This window comes from Streptomyces sp. Edi4 (assembly GCF_040253615.1).
Taxonomy (GTDB): domain Bacteria; phylum Actinomycetota; class Actinomycetes; order Streptomycetales; family Streptomycetaceae; genus Streptomyces.
The window spans coordinates 2,874,172-2,891,261 of sequence record NZ_JBEJGY010000004.1 but is presented as its reverse complement, the minus strand read 5'-3'; the positions used below and the strand labels follow the sequence as shown (position 1 = coordinate 2,891,261).

At 72.0% G+C, this 17,090-nt stretch carries 16 protein-coding genes; 4 read left to right on the top strand and 12 right to left on the bottom strand.

Features of this window, described 5'->3' with window-relative positions:
• Positions 1 to 89: 89 nt before the first annotated feature.
• The 7 genes from ABR738_RS15170 to ABR738_RS15140 form a co-directional block, all read right to left on the bottom strand.
• Positions 90 to 926: a siderophore-interacting protein gene (locus tag ABR738_RS15170; protein ID WP_350230508.1), complete on the bottom strand. Its 837-nt coding sequence runs from the start codon at positions 924 to 926 to the stop codon at positions 90 to 92.
• 2 nt (positions 927 to 928) lie between these two features.
• Complete coding sequence (locus tag ABR738_RS15165) at positions 929 to 1,960, bottom strand: ABC transporter substrate-binding protein (RefSeq protein ID WP_350230507.1); 1,032 nt, start codon at positions 1,958 to 1,960, stop codon at positions 929 to 931.
• 112 nt (positions 1,961 to 2,072) lie between these two features.
• Positions 2,073 to 2,267, bottom strand: coding sequence for a hypothetical protein (locus ABR738_RS15160; RefSeq protein WP_350230506.1), 195 nt, complete (start codon positions 2,265 to 2,267; stop codon positions 2,073 to 2,075).
• A gap of 104 nt (positions 2,268 to 2,371) precedes the next feature.
• Positions 2,372 to 3,532 (bottom strand): acyl-CoA dehydrogenase family protein, encoded by a 1,161-nt coding sequence (locus ABR738_RS15155; protein WP_350230505.1) that lies wholly within the window; start codon positions 3,530 to 3,532, stop codon positions 2,372 to 2,374.
• A 2-nt stretch (positions 3,533 to 3,534) separates the two neighbouring features.
• On the bottom strand, positions 3,535 to 4,473 hold the full coding sequence (locus tag ABR738_RS15150; RefSeq protein ID WP_350230504.1) for a hydroxymethylglutaryl-CoA lyase: 939 nt from the start codon (positions 4,471 to 4,473) through the stop codon (positions 3,535 to 3,537).
• The gene (locus ABR738_RS15145; RefSeq protein WP_350230503.1) at positions 4,470 to 6,449 is read right to left on the bottom strand and encodes an ATP-binding protein; all 1,980 of its coding nucleotides are present in this window, start codon (positions 6,447 to 6,449) and stop codon (positions 4,470 to 4,472) included. The genes ABR738_RS15150 and ABR738_RS15145 overlap by 4 nt, the downstream gene beginning before the upstream one ends.
• 53 nt (positions 6,450 to 6,502) lie before the next feature.
• Positions 6,503 to 8,110 carry a carboxyl transferase domain-containing protein gene (locus ABR738_RS15140; RefSeq protein ID WP_350230502.1) on the bottom strand — a complete coding sequence of 536 codons (1,608 nt, stop codon included), beginning with the start codon at positions 8,108 to 8,110 and terminating at the stop codon, positions 6,503 to 6,505.
• A 110-nt stretch (positions 8,111 to 8,220) separates the two neighbouring features.
• Here ABR738_RS15140 and ABR738_RS15135 point away from each other — a divergent pair, with 110 nt between their 5' ends.
• Positions 8,221 to 8,817 (top strand): SACE_7040 family transcriptional regulator, encoded by a 597-nt coding sequence (locus ABR738_RS15135; RefSeq protein WP_350230501.1) that lies wholly within the window; start codon positions 8,221 to 8,223, stop codon positions 8,815 to 8,817.
• Between the two features lie 101 nt (positions 8,818 to 8,918).
• A complete protein-coding gene (locus tag ABR738_RS15130; protein ID WP_350230500.1) occupies positions 8,919 to 9,689 on the top strand; it encodes a phosphatase in 771 nt (256 codons plus the stop codon).
• A 341-nt stretch (positions 9,690 to 10,030) separates the two neighbouring features.
• Here the strand turns inward: ABR738_RS15130 and tesB are convergent, their stop codons facing one another.
• The 4 genes from tesB to ABR738_RS15110 all read right to left on the bottom strand — a co-directional run bounded on the left by tesB (position 10,031) and on the right by ABR738_RS15110 (position 13,276).
• Entirely contained in the window at positions 10,031 to 10,906 is an 876-nt protein-coding gene (gene tesB, locus ABR738_RS15125) for an acyl-CoA thioesterase II (RefSeq protein ID WP_350230499.1), read from the bottom strand.
• A 24-nt stretch (positions 10,907 to 10,930) separates the two neighbouring features.
• Entirely contained in the window at positions 10,931 to 12,088 is a 1,158-nt protein-coding gene (locus tag ABR738_RS15120; protein ID WP_350230498.1) for an acyl-CoA dehydrogenase family protein, read from the bottom strand.
• Between the two features lie 179 nt (positions 12,089 to 12,267).
• The gene (locus ABR738_RS15115) at positions 12,268 to 12,489 is read right to left on the bottom strand and encodes a DUF397 domain-containing protein (RefSeq protein WP_350230497.1); all 222 of its coding nucleotides are present in this window, start codon (positions 12,487 to 12,489) and stop codon (positions 12,268 to 12,270) included.
• On the bottom strand, positions 12,482 to 13,276 hold the full coding sequence (locus tag ABR738_RS15110) for a helix-turn-helix domain-containing protein (RefSeq protein ID WP_350230496.1): 795 nt from the start codon (positions 13,274 to 13,276) through the stop codon (positions 12,482 to 12,484). The genes ABR738_RS15115 and ABR738_RS15110 overlap by 8 nt, the downstream gene beginning before the upstream one ends.
• A gap of 139 nt (positions 13,277 to 13,415) precedes the next feature.
• Here ABR738_RS15110 and ABR738_RS15105 point away from each other — a divergent pair, with 139 nt between their 5' ends.
• The gene (locus ABR738_RS15105; RefSeq protein ID WP_350230495.1) at positions 13,416 to 13,688 is read left to right on the top strand and encodes a hypothetical protein; all 273 of its coding nucleotides are present in this window, start codon (positions 13,416 to 13,418) and stop codon (positions 13,686 to 13,688) included.
• 93 nt (positions 13,689 to 13,781) lie between these two features.
• On the opposite strand, the gene ABR738_RS15100 is transcribed toward ABR738_RS15105, so the two are convergent.
• Positions 13,782 to 15,773 (bottom strand): PucR family transcriptional regulator ligand-binding domain-containing protein, encoded by a 1,992-nt coding sequence (locus ABR738_RS15100; RefSeq protein WP_350230494.1) that lies wholly within the window; start codon positions 15,771 to 15,773, stop codon positions 13,782 to 13,784.
• A gap of 263 nt (positions 15,774 to 16,036) precedes the next feature.
• Between ABR738_RS15100 and speB the strand changes: the two genes are divergently transcribed.
• On the top strand, positions 16,037 to 17,002 hold the full coding sequence (speB, locus tag ABR738_RS15095; protein WP_350230493.1) for an agmatinase: 966 nt from the start codon (positions 16,037 to 16,039) through the stop codon (positions 17,000 to 17,002).
• Positions 17,003 to 17,090: the final 88 nt, after the last annotated feature.

Here is a 17,090-nt window from a genome sequence, read left to right as displayed (position 1 = left end):
GGTGCCGGCCCGCATGGGGGCTTCGGCCGCGGCGTGGTGCTCGGCGGGTCGGGGCGGGCCCACGTTCGTCACCTCGACCCGGCCGGGGGCTACGCTGCCGCGCGGAGTTCGTCCTCCGTGCGCCCCCGGCGCCAGTAGCCCACAAACGTGACCCGCCCCCGCTCAACCCCCCGCTCTCCCACGAAGTGGCGCCGCAACGCCCGCACTTGGCCCGCCTCCCCGGCGATCCACACGTAGGGGCAGGACCCGGGCAGCACCCCGGCCCGCACGGAGTCGAGCGCCGATTCGCCCCGCAGCCACGTCACCTCCGCCGCCGCCTCCGTGGCGAGCGGAAGCCGGTCCTCGTCGTGCGGGACGGACAGGAAGACCCGCGCGGGGGTCCCCACCGGGAGCCATTCCAGGATGGCCGCGGCGGCGGGCAGCGCCGTCTCGTCGGCCCAGATGACCACGGAGTCCGTCCCGACCGGCGGCCGGAAACGTACCGCCGTGTTGTCCGCGACGGCCGGCCCGAACACCGCGACCCGGTCACCCGTCCGCGCCGAACCGGCCCAACGGCAGGCGGGCCCGCCGTCGTCGTGCAGCGCGAAGTCGATGTCGAGGACGTGGGAGCCGTCGGGCTCGCGGCGCTGCGCGCGCACCGTGTAGGAACGCATCACGGCCCGTACGTCCTCGGGCAGCGCCCGATACGCCCCCCACCAGCCGCCCGCGTCGTCGGCGGCCGGCAGGACAGGGGCGTCCTGGCCGGGGCGCGGAAGGAAGAGGGAAAGGCTCTGGTCGCGGCCCCCGGCGGCGAACGACGAAAGGTCCTCGTCGCCAAAGCCGCCGAAGGTGACCCGCGCGAGCGAGCGGCCGAGCCGCCGGGCCCGTACCACGCGCAGATCGAAGAGGCGGAAGGGAGCGGTGGCGGTCTCGGCCGGCGCGGTCATCGTCAGGCGACCTTCTTCGCGTTCTCGATGGTCTGGGCGAGCGCGTCGACGATGGGGGCGACGCGCGCGTAGGAGTAGATCGGTTCGGTCAGGCGCGGCACGACCTGCTGGGCCTTGACGGCGGGCAGCCGCGCCCAGGTCGGCTTGGAGCCGAGGTCGGAGGGCTGGAGCGTGCCGGTGCGGTTGTCCATGAGGATCAGGTCCGCCGGGTACTTGCCGACGTTCTCCCAGCTCAGCGACTCGAAGAAGCCTTGCGAGTCGACCTTCGGGGTGACGAACTGGACGCCGAGCTCCTGGAAGTAGCGGGTGTCGCAGCTCCGCTTGGCCTCGGAGACATAGAAGAGGTCGGGGCTCGCGGAGCCGAGCAGGACCTTGATGCCGGGATTGGCCCTGGTGGCGGCGCGCAGCCGCGCGGAGGCCTTCTCGAAGGCGGCCTTGGCGTCGGTGACCTGCTTCGCGTTCAGGTCCGCGCCCAGGGACTTGGCGAGATCCGCGCGGCGCTGGAGGGCCGCGGGCATGCTCTGGTCGGCGGCCCACAGCGCCACGCTCGGCGCCAGCTTGAGGATCTTGTCCTTGCTGTTGTCCGGCACGTACCAGAGGACGTCCTTCTGCCACATGTCCGTGATTAGCACGTCGGGCTCGAGCGCGGCGTACTTTTCGACGTTGAACTCGCCGTAGACATTGCCGATGATCTCGACCTTGCTGATGTCGAGTCCTCCGGCCTGCACATCGGCCTTGCCGTCCTTGGTCCTGGTGGGCCCGAAGACGCCCTTGACCTTGATGCCGTAGTCGAAGAGGGCGGCGGCGGTGCCGGTGTAGGCGACGATGTTCTTCGGCAGCGACTTCGTCTGCGCCGTCTGGCCCCGGTCGTCCTTGAAGGACCAGGGGCCGGACGGTCCCGCGCCCGTGTCGCCGGCGGCCGACCCGCTCTTCTTGCCACCGCCGCAGGCGGTCAGCGCGGCACCGATGCCGATCGCTCCGCCCATGGCCAACAGGCCGCGACGGGTGGGCAGGGACGCTCGGGCGTGGGGCATGACGGTGTCCGCTTTCGTACGTACGACGAGCCGGGGATCGGCCACTGACTGACGCGAACAAAGGTTAGCCTAACCTCATTCGATGTCCAGTGGCCGCCCGCCCTGCTCCGCCCTACCCGAGCAGCGGCAGCTGCCTGCGCAACGGCGCGTATGTGAACCGCACCTTGTGCGACGCGCTCGGTTCGTACGTGCGCAGACACAGCACGCAGTGCCAGTGCCAGCGGTCGGCGGCGCCCGGCGCCGTGGTCGAGGTGTCCTTCCACAGGGGTGGACGGTTCGCACAACTGGGGCACGTCGGGGGATTCACCCTGACAGGGTGCGGCCCCGGGCCCCCACCGAGGCGCCGACGCGAGCGGCACCACCCCATCGGGGGACCCGGGGCCCGGGGAGCGCGAAGACCCGGCGCGGACCTCAGGCGGGCAGCCCCAGTTCACGGGCGATCAGCATCCGCTGCACCTCGCTCGTGCCCTCGCCGATCTCCAGGATCTTGGAGTCGCGCCACATGCGGGCCACCGGATACTCGTTCATGAAGCCGTATCCGCCGAAGATCTGCGTGCCCTCACGGGCGTTGTCCACCGCCACCGTCGAGGAGTACAGCTTCGCCAGCGCCGCCTCCTTCTTGAACGGCTCGCCGTGCACCAGGCGCGAGGCCGCGTCGCGCCAGCCGACCCGCGCCATGTGCGCCCGCAGCTCCATGTCCGCGATCTTGAACTGGATGGCCTGGTTCTCGCCGATGGGACGGCCGAAGGCGTGCCGCTCCTTGGCGTACTTCACCGACTCGTCCACACAGCCCTGCGCGAGGCCGGTCGCGAGCGCCGAGATGGCGATGCGGCCCTCGTCCAGGATGCGCAGGAACTGGGCGTATCCACGGCCCTCTTCGCCGAGCAGGTTCGCCACCGGCACGCGCACGTCGGAGAAGGACAGCTCACGGGTGTCCGAGGCGTTCCAGCCGACCTTCGAGTAGGGCGCGGCGACCGTGAAGCCCGGCGTGCCGGACGGCACGATGATCGAGGAGATCAGCGGACGGCCGTCGTCCTTGCGGCCGGTGACCGCGGTGACGGTGACCAGACCCGTGATGTCCGTGCCGGAGTTGGTGATGAAGCACTTCGAGCCGTTGATGACCCACTCGTCGCCGTCGCGCACCGCCGTCGTCCGGGTGCCGCCCGCGTCCGAGCCGCAGTCCGGCTCGGTCAGACCGAACGCGCCAAGCGCCTCACCCGAGCACAGCTTCGGCAGCCACTGCCGCTTCTGCTCCTCGGTGCCGAACCGGAAAATGGGCATCGCGCCGAGCGAGACACCCGCCTCCAGGGTGATGGCGACCGACGAGTCGACCCGGGCCAGCTCCTCAAGGGCGATGCCAAGGGCGAGATAGTCGCCCCCCATGCCCCCGTACTCCTCGGGGAAGGGCAGCCCGAACAGGCCCATGCGGCCCATCTCGCGGACGATCTCGTAGGGGAACTCGTGGCGCTCGTAGAAGTCACCGATCTTGGGCGCGATGACGTCGTGGGCGAACTCCTCGACGGTGCGGCGAAGTTCCTCGTGCTCGGGGGTGAGACGGTGGTCGAGGGGCATGGCTACGACTCCTGGTGGGAGAGGGCACGTACGGTGCGGGAGGGGCTGGGGCGGCCCAGCTGTCCGGCCATCCAGGCGCTGGTGGCGCTGAGCAGGCCGAGATCGACCCCGGTGTCGACACCGAGGCCCTTGAGCATCCACACGAGGTCTTCGGTGGCGAGGTTTCCGGTCGCGGACTTGGCGTAGGGGCAGCCGCCGAGGCCGCCCGCCGACGCGTCCACGGTGCTCACTCCGTGCTGGAGTGCGGCAAGGGTGTTGGCGAGTGCCTGGCCGTAGGTGTCGTGGAAGTGCACCCCGATGGCGTCGGTCGGCACGCCCTGTTCGTTGAGCGCGCCCAGCAGGGCCCGCACATGGCCGGGGGTGGCGACGCCGATGGTGTCGCCGAGGCTCAGCTCGTCGCAGCCCATGTCGATGAGCGCCTTGGCGACGCGCACCACCCGCGCGATGGGCACCGCCTCTTCCCACGGGTCGCCGAAGCACATCGACAGATAGCCCCGCACGTGCGCGCCCTCGGCCCGGGCGCGGGCCACCACCGGCTCGAACATGGCGAGGGAGGTGTCGACCGAGCGGTTCAGATTGGCCTGGGCGAAGGACTCGGTGGCACTGGCGAACACCGCGACGCGACGGACGCCGAGCGCGAGCGCCCGCTCAAGGCCCCGCTCGTTCGGTACGAGGACGGGCAGCGCCACGCCCTCCAGGTCGCCCAGCATCGGGAACAGGGCTTCGGCGTCGGCGAGTTGGGGCACCCACTTGGGGTGCACGAAGCTCGTCGCCTCGATGGTGGTCAGGCCGGCGGCGGCCAGGCGGTGCACGAACTCGGCCTTGACCTCGGTGGGCACGACCGCCTTCTCGTTCTGGAGCCCGTCGCGCGCGCCGACCTCGTGAATGCGGACCCGGGCCGGGAGCTCCGGCGCCGGTACGACCATGGGCAGGCCGGTCATGACGGCTCCTCGGGGCTCTCCTGGGCGGCGGGCGTGACGACGGCCAGGACCTGGTCCATGGCCACGGTGGAGCCGGGCACCACGTCGAGTTCGGTGACCGTCCCGGCGTGCGGCGCGGAGATGACGTGCTCCATCTTCATCGCTTCGACCACCAACAGGCTCTGCCCGGCGTCCACTTCGTCGCCGAGTGCCACCTTGACGACGGTGACCGTGCCCGGCATGGGCGCGGCCAGCGTGTCGGCGCCGCCATGGCTCCGGCCGGACAGGGCGGCCTCCACGGCGTCGTGGTCCTGCACGTGCCAGCTGTCGCCGTCCCTGCCGAGCCAGTGTCCGGCGCGGTGGAAGGTGTGGGTGACGCCGTCCAGCTCGACGGTGACGCGGTCGGCGGTGACGGCCGCCCCGGTGGGCGCCGGCCGCATGACGGGTTCGAGTCCCGCCACGCGCAGCGGGAAGGCCAGGGCCTTCGGCTCGCCGCCCATGCGCCAGCCGCTCGGCACCGAGAACGGGTCGGTCCAGCCCTCGGCGGGCACGGGTTTCAGCGCGTCCAGCCGTACGGCGGCCGCCGCCGCGTACACCTCCTCGGGTACGCCGTCCGGGATGAGCGAATCCGCCTCGCGCTCCACGAGACCGGTGTCCAACTCGCCCGCCACCACAGCCGGATGGGCCAGCAGGCGGCGCAGGAACCCGGCGTTGGTGGGCACCCCGAGGGTGACCGTGCCGGCGAGCGCCGCACGCAGCTTGCGCAGCGCGGTCGCCCGGTCGGGCCCGTACGCGATGACCTTGGACAGCATCGGGTCGTAGAGGCTGCCGACCTCGGCGCCCTCGCTCAGACCCGAGTCGGTGCGCACTCCCTCACCCTGCGGTTCGCGCAAGCCCAGGACCGTACCGCCCGAGGGCAGGAAGCCGCGCGAGGGGTCCTCGGCGCACAGCCGGGCCTCGATGGCGTGGCCGGTGAGGGTGATGTCCTTCTGCTCGTAGGGGAGTTGTTCGCCGGCCGCGACGCGCAGCTGCCACTCCACGAGGTCCACGCCGTCCCCGGCGCCGGCCGGACCGAAGGACACGACGAGCTCGGTGACCGGGTGCTCGACCTGGAGGCGGGTGTTCATCTCCATGAAGTAGTACGAGGAGGGGTCGCTGCCCGGCACGATGAACTCCACCGTGCCCGCGCCCGAGTAGCCGCACGAGCGGGCCGCCTGGACGGCCGCCTCGCCCATCGCCGCGCGCGTCGCCTCGTCGAGCAGGACGCTGGGCGCCTCCTCGATGATCTTCTGATGGCGGCGCTGGAGCGAGCACTCGCGCTCGCCTAGGTGGATCACGTTGCCGTGGCCGTCGGCCAGGACCTGGATCTCGATGTGGCGCGGCCGGTCGATCCAGCGCTCGACGAGCAGCGTGTCGTCACCGAAGGAGGCGCGGGCCTCCCGCCGCGCCGCCGCGATCTCCTCGCCAAGCAGCGCCTCCTCGCGCACCAGGCGCATGCCCTTGCCGCCGCCGCCCGCGCTGGGCTTGAGGAGCACCGGCATGCCGATCTCCCGTGCCGCGTCGGCCAGTTGGGCATCGCTCAGGCCGCTGCCCGAGGAGCCGGGCACGACCGGGACGCCGGCCTTCTGCACGGTCTCCTTGGCGCGGATCTTGTCGCCCATCAGGGAGATCGCGCCGGCCGGCGGGCCGATGAAGACGAGACCCGCTTCGGCACAGGCCTGGGCGAATCCCGCGTTCTCCGCGAGGAAGCCGTAGCCCGGGTGGACGGCCTGGGCGCCGCTGCGCAGCGCCGCCTCGATCAGCCGCTCGGGGCGCAGATAGCTCTCGGAGGCGGCGGCCGGACCGATCCGTACCGCCGTGTCCGCCTCCTGGACGTGGCGCGCCTGGGCGTCCGCGTCGCTGAAGACGGCGACCGAGCGGATGCCGAGCCGGCGCAGGGTGCGGATCACGCGGACCGCGATCTCGCCCCGGTTGGCGACGAGCACTGTCGTGAACATGGGAGCTCTCACCCTTGAAATCGACGTGGATGGCGTCATGGACGGTGTGCCCCTCACATCCGGAAGACGCCGAAGGCGGGCTCGGCGAGCGGGGCGTTGGCGCACGCGGTCAGGGCGAGGCCGAGGACCTGGCGGGTGTCGACCGGGTCGATCACCCCGTCGTCCCAGAGCCGGGCCGTCGCGTAGTAGGCGTTGCCCTGGGTCTCGTACTGCTCGCGGATGGGGGCCTTGAAGGCCTCCTCGTCCTCGGCGCTCCAGTCGTCGCCCAACTGGTCGCGCTTGACGGTCGCGAGGACGGAGGCGGCCTGCTCGCCGCCCATCACCGAGATCTTGGCGTTGGGCCACATCCACAGGAAGCGGGGGCTGTAGGCCCGGCCGCACATCGAGTAGTTGCCCGCGCCGTAGGAGCCGCCGATCACGACGGTCAGCTTCGGCACGCGTGTGCAGGCGACCGCCGTCACCATCTTCGCGCCGTGCTTGGCGATGCCGCCCGCCTCGTAGTCGCGCCCGACCATGAAGCCCGAGATGTTCTGGAGGAACACCAGCGGGATGCCGCGCTGGTCGCACAGCTCGATGAAGTGGGCGCCCTTCTGGGCGGATTCGGAGAACAGGATGCCGTTGTTGGCGACGATCCCGACGGGGTGGCCGTGGATCCGCGCGAACCCGGTGACCAGGGTCTGCCCGAACTCGGCCTTGAACTCCTGGAAGCGCAAGCCGTCGACGACCCGGGCGATCACTTCCCGTACGTCGTAGGGCGTGCGCGAGTCGACCGGCACCGCGCCGTAGAGCCCGAACGGGTCGGCCTTGGGCTCCTCGGCCGGTTCCACCGACCACGGCAGCGGGCCGCGCGCGGGCAGGGTGGCCACGATGGTGCGCACGATCCTCAGAGCGTGCGCGTCGTCCTCCGCCAGGTGGTCGGTGACGCCCGAGACGCGCGAGTGCACCTCCCCGCCGCCCAGCTCCTCGGCGGTGACGACCTCGCCGGTCGCCGCCTTCACCAGCGGGGGCCCGCCCAGGAAGATCGTGCCCTGGTTGCGGACGATCACGGCCTCGTCGCTCATCGCGGGCACATACGCGCCGCCCGCCGTGCACGAGCCGAGCACGGCCGCGATCTGCGGAATGCCCGCGCCTGACATCCGGGCCTGGTTGTAGAAGATCCGGCCGAAGTGCTCGCGGTCGGGGAACACCTCGTCCTGCATCGGCAGGAACGCGCCGCCCGAGTCGACCAGGTAGAGGCACGGCAGCCGGTTCTCCAGGGCCACCTCCTGCGCGCGCAGGTGCTTCTTGACCGTCATCGGGTAGTACGTGCCGCCCTTGACCGTGGCGTCATTGGCGACGATCACGCACTCGCGACCGCTCACCCGCCCGATCCCGGCGATCACGCCCGCGGCGGGCGCCTGCCCCTCGTACAGCCCGTCGGCGGCCAGCGGGGCCAGCTCCAGGAAGGGCGAGCCGGCATCGAGGAGGGTGTCCACGCGGTCTCGGGGCAGCAGCTTGCCGCGCGCCACATGCCGCGCGCGCGACCGCTCACCCCCGCCGAGCCGGGCCGCGGCGAGCTTGGCCCGCAGCTCCTCGCCGAGCGCCCGGTGCGCCGCCTCGTTGGCCCGCCAGGCCTCGGATGCGGGATCCTCCCCGCTCCTCAGGACCGGTGCCTGCTGCATCGTGTCGAGCCCCCTTGCCCGTACGCGGCGATGTCAACGAATGTTAATAACCGTTAACTCATTCCCTTCAGGTTAACGAGCGCTAACCCCATTGTCTAGAATGACTTCTCATGAGCACCCGTACCGACGCCCCCACCCGGCGCGAGCAGATCCTGCGCGAGGCCGCCCGCCTCTTCGCCGAGCGCGGCTTCCACGGCGTCGGCGTCGATGAGATAGGGGCGGCCGTCGGCATCAGCGGACCCGGCCTCTACCGGCACTTCGCCGGCAAGGACGCGATGCTGGCCGAACTGCTCGTCGGCATCAGCGGGCGCCTGTACGACGGCGGGCGCAAGCGGGTCGCTGAGGCGACGGGCGACCCCGAGCGGCTGCTCGGCTCGCTCATCGACGGCCACATCGACTTCGCGCTCGACGACCGGGCCCTGATCACCCTGCACGACCGCGAACTCGACCGGTTGCGCGAGAGCGACCGCAAGCTCGTGCGCCAGCTCCAGCGGCAGTACGTCGAGCTGTGGGTCGGAGCCGTGCGGGAGCTGTATCCATCGGTGCCGGAGGCGGAGGTGCGCGGCGCCGTGCACGCCGTGTTCGGGCTGCTCAACTCCACGCCGCACCTCGGCGCGCACGGCACGGGGCTGCCGGGGCGCGCGGGCACCGAGGCGCTGCTGCGCCGCCTCGCACACGGCGCGTTCGCCTCGCTCGAGGGGCGCTGAGCACGACGGGCGGCGCGCGGTGGGCCCGGCGGGCGGCGCGTGCGGTGTCCGGTCGCGGGACGGGACGGCGGACCGCGGACCGGGCGGGGCAGAATGGCCGCATGCCGATACCCAGCCGTGCCGCCCTCGTCGACCATCTCGTCCGCACCCGTATCGCCGGTGACGTCGCCACGCCCCGCGACAACAACCTCTCCCACTACCGCAAGCTCGCCAACGGCGACCGCCACTACTGGCTGGGCCTTGAGCTGGGGGACCGCTGGCGCGACGAGCAGGACGTGCTGGCCGTCATGGCCGAGCGCTGCGGCGTCGTGGACGACCCCGGGCACCGCGCGGGGCAGGACACCATCGACCCCGAGCTGACCGTCGACGCCCTGGAGCGGATGGCGGCGCGGCTGCGCAAGGCGGCGGCGGGGCGGGAGCGGGTGCTGTTCGCGACCGGCCACCCGGGCGCGCTCCTGGACGTCCACAGCCGGACGGCGGCGGCGCTGCGGGCGGCGGGGTGCGAGATCGTACGCATCCCGGGCGGGCTCACGGCCGACGAGGGGTACGTCGTGCAGTTCGCCGACGTGGCCGTCTTCGAGCGGGGCGCGTCGCTGTGGCACACCCACTCGCCCGAGCCCATGCGGGCGATCCTGGGCGCGCTCGACACGGCGCCGGACCTCGTGGTGGCCGACCACGGGTGGGCGGGGTGCGCGGGGCAGCTCGGGGTGGACGCGATGGGGTACGCGGACTGCAACGACCCGGCGCTGTTCATCGGCGAGGCGGAGGGGACGCTACAGGTCGCCGTTCCCTTGGACGACCACGTCCTGGACCCGCGCTTCTACGAGCCCATGACGGCGTACGTCCTGAACGCGGCGGGCCTCCTGAACTAACCCCCGGGGCCCGCCCCAGACCCCGTTCGGCCTGAACGGCCTCGTCCTCAAACGCCGGACAGGCTGGGGTTGCCGCTGCGGGCCGGCACGTCCCCTGTCAGGGGCTGACATTCCCATGTGGACCAGCACCAGCCCCGCCAGGGGCGCGGGGAACTGCGCGCCCAGCCACCCACGGTCCGCAGCCGGGGTCCCTGGGGCTCTGCCCCAGACCCCGTTCGGCCTGAACGGCCTCGTCCTCAATCGCCGGACAGGCTGGGTATGTGCACATGGGCCAGCACAAGCCCCGCCAGGGGCGCGGGGAACTGCGCAAAACGGGGCCACGGTCCGCAGACGGCCGGGGCTTACGCGCGCGGCACCCGGACCACGCCCTCCTGGATCACTGTGATCGCCAGACGGCCGTCCTGCGTGTAGATGCGGGCCTGCCCCAGCCCGCGCCCGCCCGCCGCCGAAGGCGACTCCTGGTCGTACAGGAGCCATTCGTCCGCCCGGAACGGCCGGTGGAACCACATCGCGTGGTCGAGCGACGCACCCACCACGTCGCCCACCGCCCACCCGCCCCGCCCGTGCGCGAGCAGCACCGAGTCGAGCAGCGTCATGTCGGAGACGTACGTGGCCAGGCACACGTGCAGCAGCGGATCGTCCGCCAGCTTGCCGTTCGTGCGGAACCACACCTGCGAGCGCGGCTCACGCGGCGTGCCGACCGTGCCCCACGGCGGCGCGTCCACGTACCGAAGATCGACCGCCGCGCGCGCTTCGATCAGCCGGTCCACCACCCCCGGGTCGCGGAAGGCGGACGCGTACCGCGGCAGCATCTCGGCGGCCGTCGCCAGCGACTCCGGGTCCGGCGCGGCCGGCATCGAGGCCTGGTGCTCCATGCCCTCCTCGTACGTCTGGAACGACGCCGAGAGATGGAAGATCGGCTTCCCGTGCTGGATGGCCACGACCCGGCGGGTCGTGAAGGACGCGCCGTCACGGATCCGGTCCACGGTGTAGACGATCGGCGCGCCCGGGTCACCCGCCCGCAGGAAGTACGCGTGCAGCGAGTGCGCCGGCCGCTCGACCGGGACGGTACGCCCGGCCGCGACCAGCGCCTGCGCCGCCACCTGCCCGCCGAAGACGCGGGGGACCACCGCCGAGCGGGAGTGCCCCCGGAAGATGTCCTCCTCGATCCGCTCGAGGTCGAGCAGATCGAGAAGGCTCTCAAGTGCCTGATGCATGAAGGTAGTTGTACCCGAGCCCTGCTACAGACCCATGTCCTTGGCGATGATGGACTTCATGATCTCGCTGGTGCCGCCGTAGATCCGGTTCACCCGGTTGTCCGCGTACAGGCGGGCGATCGGGTACTCGTTCATGAAGCCGTACCCGCCGTGCAGCTGGAGGCAGCGGTCGATGACGCGGTGCGCCACCTCGGTGCAGAACAGCTTCGCGGACGCGGCCTCGGCCGGCGTCAGCTCACCCGCGTCGAGCGCTTCGAGCGCGCGGTCGGCGACGGCCTCCGCGGCGTCCACCTCGGCCTGGCAGGCGGCCAGTTCGAACTTGGTGTTCTGGAACGAGGCGACCGTCTTGCCGAACACCGTACGGTCCTGGACGTACTCCTTGGCGAACCGCACGGCCGCCTTGGCCTGCGCGTACGCCCCGAAGGCGATGCCCCAGCGCTCGGAGGCGAGGTTGTGGCCGAGGTAGTAGAAGCCCTTGTTCTCCTCGCCGAGCAGGTCCTCGACGGGCACCTTCACGTCGACGAACGCCAGCTCGGCGGTGTCGGAGGTCTTCAGGCCCAGCTTGTCGAGCTTGCGGCCCACCGAGTAGCCCTCGGACCTGGTGTCCACCGCGAACAGCGAGATGCCGTGGCGGCGGTCCTCGGCGGAGGGCGCGGCGGTACGGGCGCAGACGATCACACGGTCGGCGTGCACGCCGCCGGTGATGAAGGTCTTGGCGCCGTTGAGGACGTAGTGCGTGCCGTCCTCGGAGAGCTTGGCGGTGGTCTTCATGCCCGCGAGGTCGGAACCGGTGCCGGGCTCGGTCATCGCGAGCGCCCACATCTCCTCACCGGAGACGAACTTCGGCAGGAACCGCTTCTTCTGCTCGTCGGTGGCGAGCATCTTGATGTAGGGCAGGCCGAGCAGCACGTGCACGCCCGAGCCGCCGAACTGGACGCCCGCGCGGGCCGTCTCCTCGTACATCACGGCCTCGAACTTGTACGAGTCGATGCCGGCGCCGCCGAACTCCTCGTCCACGCGGATGCCGAAGATGCCGAGCTCGGCGAGCTTGTAGTAGAACTCGCGCGGCACGATGCCCTGCGCGAACCACTCGTCGTAGACCGGGACGACCTCGGCCTCGATGAAGGCGCGCAGGGTCTCCCGGAACGCCTCGTGGTCTTCGTTGAATACCGTACGGCGCACGGACGCCCTCCTCGGCTCGCAATTCGGCTAAGCGCTTGCTCAGGTTGAATAACGAAGTTACCCGGCGGTCACCGGCGCTGTCCAGAGTGAGACCGCACACGCTCGGGTGCCTCCCGAGGCGAGCCGTTCCAGAGAGAGGCCCGCGCTCTGGGAAGCGCGGGCCTGTTGTCTGGGCATATTCAGACGGCGAACTCTCCAGCTTTGACTGCCGCGACGAAAGATGACCAGCCCCTCACAGGGAAGACCAGCGCCGGGCCGTTCGGGGCCTTGGAGTCGCGGACGGGGACGCCCGTCGGGTAGGCATCCACCACTTCGACGCAGCTGTCCGAGTCGCTTCCGCTGTGTGACGACTTACGCCAGCCGCTCAGCGAGGCGGCGTCCGGGATTATGTGCTCACTCACGGTATCCGTAGTCCTTTGCTCGCGCCCTCATGAGGGCGAGTGACTCTTTCGTCGGTAGCGCTTCACCCAGTGCAAGATCGTAGATGGCTTGCAGTCGCTCGACCTCGGCTGGGGAGTCGTGGACCTTAGCGATGGACAACCCTTCGCTGTAGGCGGCAGGGGGTTGGTCCTCGAACCACATCAGCGTCAGCATGCTCTGCATGAGCGGGTAGGCCCCCAAGCTCAGGGGCAACACATGCGTGCGCAACCGCCCGCTCTCAGCCAGCCGGACGACGTGCATGATCTGCTCAGCCATGACCTCCGGTCCGCCAACTGGGCGCTGGAGTACCGCCTCGTCCAGCAGCGCCCACACTACGGGGGTTACCGGATTGGTGAGGATCTTCGAGCGGTCAAGCCGTGCGACAACCCGCGTGTCACACTCCTCCTCGCCGTGAGGCGGGAACGCGGCGCCAATAACCGCGCGTGCGTATCTTTCTGTCTGCAAGATGCCCGGCACGTATGAGAGCGCGAACTCCCTGATCATTGTGGCCTGTTGTTCGAGGTATCGCGCGGCCACGAAGCGATCGGCGACTGGCGAATCATCCCCCGGCAGAAAGCTGCTCAGTACATCGCCCGTACCCAGCGCCATGTCCAGTCTCCGCGCATCGTCCTTGGAGGGAATCCTTCGCCCCGCCTCGATGTGCGCGATGTGCGACCGCGTCATGAACGCCTTCTCGGCCAGCGCCTGCTGAGTGAGGCCGGCCGCCTCGCGCTGCTGGCGCAGCCACTCGCCGTACGTATTGGTCACGGCCAACTCCCTTGCGACAAAAGCCTTGTCACGCGCTACCCGCTGGCAAGGCTAGCCCGCCCGGTCTCACTCTGTAAGTGGATCGCTACACAACGACATCGAGGCGGGCGCCCGCCAACTGCGTGGAAAGGGCCGCGACATGACGTATTGGATCATCCGACTGCTTGAAAGCCTGCTGCTGCGGTTACGGGCCGCCGAGCCGGAACCGGATCCGCCGCGCCCCTCCCCGCCGAGGGCCGTCGCCGCCCCGGACCCCGAACCGATCTTCCGGGGTGAGGACAGCCTCCTCGTCCGCCCCTATCTCGTCGCGCACGAGCGGGATGAGGCCCGGCGGCGGCGCGTGCTCTGGCTCACGGCGCACGGAGTCGAGATCGAGCCGCACCCGCACCGGCCTGCGGGAGTGGGCGCATGAGGGGCGAGTGGACTACGACGTGGCGCACGAGCTTGCTCACGTGCTGACTTCCGGCCACTGTGCCGATCTCTGGCGGCTGTTACTGAAGTGACCTTACAAGTGGCGCAGCGCCAGCCACAGCTCTGTGCGGACGTCCATGTCGTCGAGGTCGGCGCCGAGCAGCGCCGCGCAGCGGGCGATGCGTTGGCGCACGGTGTTGCGGTGTACGCCGAGGGTGGTGGCCGTGCGGTCCCAACTGCCGTGCAGGGCGAGCCAGTTGCCCAGGGTGGTGCGCAGGGGTTCGCTGAGTGGGGTGAGGAGTTCGCGGGCGTACGCGGTGGCCTCGGCGGGGTCGAGCAGGCCGGCGAATCCGGCTGGGCGGTGGCGGGCCAACGGGGTGCGGGTGGCCACGGCGCGGGCCAGGGCGCGGGCGGCCTGGGTGTCGGCCACGGCCAGCCCCTCGATGCCGGCCGGGGCGCTGACGCCCAGGGCCCAGCCGGGGTGCGGGGTGACCTCGCGGTCGGCCGGTACCAGGGCGCGTACGGCGGGGCCGGCGGCGTCGACCAGCGGCGTCCCCAGGTCGGGCGGGGTGCCCGTGCCCCGGGCGCATACGACGACCCAGGGTCCTTCGCCCAGCAGCGCCGCCGTCTCGCCGGGGGAGCCGCCGAGCAGCATCCGTACCAACGCGGCGGAACGGGCGGCCTCGGCGGTGGTGGGGCGCCCGGCGGTGAGCAGCGAGAGCAGCACGGCCGCGACGCCGGCGATGGTGGGGTCGCCGGGGGCGCGGTGGGGGGTGGCGACGGCGAGGGCCATCCCTCCGGGCTCGGCCAGAGCGTAGGCGGCGAGGTGGGTGCCGTTGGCGGAGTCGGTGGCGGTGAGGGGGTGTGCCTTCGGCGAGTTCTCCCCGCCCCGCCCCTTCCCGAAAGCCTCCGGCGGAGTGTCAGCGGCCCGCGCCCCGAAGGATGCCCCGGTCCCTCCGCCCCCGGCCCCCCGCTCCTCGAACGCCGGAGGGGTTGAGGGGCCTCGTTTGTGCGCGGCGTGCGGCCCGGCGGTTGCCCCGGGCCGTCTGCCCCCAGACCCCGGCTCCTCGAACGCCGGAGGGGTTGAGGGGCCTCGTTTGTGCGCGGCGTGCGGCCCGGTGGTTGCCCCGGGCCGTCTGCCCCCAGACCCCGGCTCCTCGGACGCCGGAGGGGCTGAGGGGTCAGGGCGCTCCGGCGTGGAAGCGGGCCCCTGGGAGCCGGGGGTTCGACCGCCCGGTGCCCGCTCCTCGAGCGACCCTCGCTCCTCAAGCGGCGCCCGCTGCTCACGCGGCATCGCGCAATTCAGCCCCTCCGGCGTTTGAGGAGCGGGGTCCGGGGCGGTGCCCCGTGGCTGCCGGGCCGCAGGCGACGGAGCCGCGTCCCCCGCCCCGCCCGCCGGAGGCTTTCGGGAAGGGGCGGGGTGGGGACGATCCGCCGAAGGCGACACCACCCGCACCAGCGCCCCCAGCGCCTCCCCTACCGGGGCCGACGGGGCAGCCCCCGCCGACTCGACCACCGACCCCGCCGGGGTCATGAGCGCCGCCCACCCCCCGAGCCGCCCCGCCAGCACCCGCAACACCGCCCCCACCGGCGCGGAGCGCTCCGCCCCCACCGGCGCGGAGCGCGACGCCGCCGCCGCGAGCGCGCGCTGGGCCTCGTTCACGCGGCGCAGCTCGTCCTCGCGGGCCCGGGCCATCAGGAGCCACACCGCCCGCGCCACCCGGGAGAACGTCGTACGGGGCGGCACCTCAAGCAGGGGAAGCCCGTGCCGCGCGCAGGCCGCCACCAGCGCGGGCGGCACCTCCTCGTACACCGGCGCCACCCCGAAACCCAGCGCCGCCGCCCCGGCCGCGACGACCCGGGACACGTACGCCTCGGGGTCGCCCAGCTGGATGCCGGCCGTCATCAGAAGCTCCCCGCCGAGCAGATACGGGTACGGGTCGGCCATCTCCGAGGCGTGCACCCAACGGATGGACGCGTCCGGTGGCCCCGCGAGCTGCCGCAGGCCCAGATCGGTCCGGGCGAGCAGCGCGGCGAGGGCGATGGGCGGCGTGGGCGGGGCGGTCGGTGCGGTCGGTTCCGGCATGGTGGACGATCCATCCATCGGCGGCGTCAGAAGTGGAGGAAACGTACACTTCAGTGGGGCCGCCCGGCCACCTAAGGTCATGCGGAGGCGGCGAGCGCCGCCCACGCGGCGCATCCGGGGGCGCACCCGGGGGCGCGGACAGGCCCCGCGCGCCGCCGGTCCCGGCCGGACCCGCGCCACCGACGCACCCCCCTGGGTGCGCCCCACCGGCGCACCCCCGGCCCCGGGCCGCCTCAACACGCTGAAAAAGAAGGGCAGTTCACATGAGCAGCAACGAAACGCCGCGCGGTCCGATCGACTCGTCCCGCATCCCGCGGTACGCCGGTCCCGCGACCTTCGCCCGGCTGCCCCGCCTCGACGAGGTCGGCACGGCCGACGTCGCCGTGGTCGGCGTGCCCTTCGACTCCGGCGTCTCCTACCGCCCCGGCGCCCGCTTCGGCGGCAACGCCATCCGCGAGGCCTCGCGTCTGCTGCGCCCCTACAACCCCGCCCAGGACGCCTCGCCCTTCGCGCTCGCCCAGGTCGCCGACGCCGGTGACATCGCGGCCAACCCGTTCAACATCAATGAGGCCGTCGACACGATCGAGGCGGCCGCGGACGACCTGCTCTCCACCGGCGCCCGCCTCATGACGCTCGGCGGCGACCACACCATCGCGCTGCCGCTGCTGCGCTCGGTCGCCAAGAAGCACGGCCCGGTCGCGCTGCTCCACTTCGACGCGCACCTGGACACGTGGGACACCTACTTCGGCGCCGAGTACACCCACGGCACCCCCTTCCGGCGCGCCGTCGAGGAGGGCATCCTCGACACCGAGGCGCTGTCCCACGTCGGCACCCGCGGCCCGCTCTACGGCAAGCAGGACCTGACGGACGACGAGAAGATGGGCTTCGGCATCGTCACCTCCGCCGACGTCTACCGGCGCGGCGCGGACGAGGTAGCCGACCAGCTCCGCCAGCGCATCGGCGACCGCCCGCTGTACATCTCCATCGACATCGACTGCCTCGACCCGGCGCACGCGCCCGGCACCGGCACCCCCGAGGCCGGCGGCATGACCTCGCGCGAGCTCCTGGAGATCCTGCGGGGCCTGACCTCCTGCAACCTGGTCTCGGCCGACGTCGTCGAGGTCGCCCCCGCCTACGACCACGCCGAGATCACCAGCGTGGCCGCCTCGCACACGGCCTACGAGCTGACCACGATCATGTCCCGCCAGATCGCGGCGGGCCGCGCCTGAGACGCGGGAGGGGCCGGCGGAGGACCCCGGTCCGCGACCCGGAACCGGCGGCGGGGCGATCCGCTGCTGGCCCGGGCCGAGTGCCACA

Coding starts and splice junctions, on each gene's coding strand:
- ABR738_RS15170 (WP_350230508.1), bottom strand. CDS start 926: ATGACCGCGCCGGCCGAGACCGCCACCGCTCCCTTCCGCCTCTTCGAT.
- ABR738_RS15165 (WP_350230507.1), bottom strand. CDS start 1,960: ATGCCCCACGCCCGAGCGTCCCTGCCCACCCGTCGCGGCCTGTTGGCC.
- ABR738_RS15155 (WP_350230505.1), bottom strand. CDS start 3,532: ATGCCCCTCGACCACCGTCTCACCCCCGAGCACGAGGAACTTCGCCGC.
- ABR738_RS15150 (WP_350230504.1), bottom strand. CDS start 4,473: ATGACCGGCCTGCCCATGGTCGTACCGGCGCCGGAGCTCCCGGCCCGG.
- ABR738_RS15145 (WP_350230503.1), bottom strand. CDS start 6,449: ATGTTCACGACAGTGCTCGTCGCCAACCGGGGCGAGATCGCGGTCCGC.
- ABR738_RS15140 (WP_350230502.1), bottom strand. CDS start 8,110: ATGCAGCAGGCACCGGTCCTGAGGAGCGGGGAGGATCCCGCATCCGAG.
- ABR738_RS15135 (WP_350230501.1), top strand. CDS start 8,221: ATGAGCACCCGTACCGACGCCCCCACCCGGCGCGAGCAGATCCTGCGC.
- ABR738_RS15130 (WP_350230500.1), top strand. CDS start 8,919: ATGCCGATACCCAGCCGTGCCGCCCTCGTCGACCATCTCGTCCGCACC.
- tesB (WP_350230499.1), bottom strand. CDS start 10,906: ATGCATCAGGCACTTGAGAGCCTTCTCGATCTGCTCGACCTCGAGCGG.
- ABR738_RS15105 (WP_350230495.1), top strand. CDS start 13,416: ATGACGTATTGGATCATCCGACTGCTTGAAAGCCTGCTGCTGCGGTTA.
- ABR738_RS15100 (WP_350230494.1), bottom strand. CDS start 15,773: ATGCCGGAACCGACCGCACCGACCGCCCCGCCCACGCCGCCCATCGCC.
- speB (WP_350230493.1), top strand. CDS start 16,037: ATGAGCAGCAACGAAACGCCGCGCGGTCCGATCGACTCGTCCCGCATC.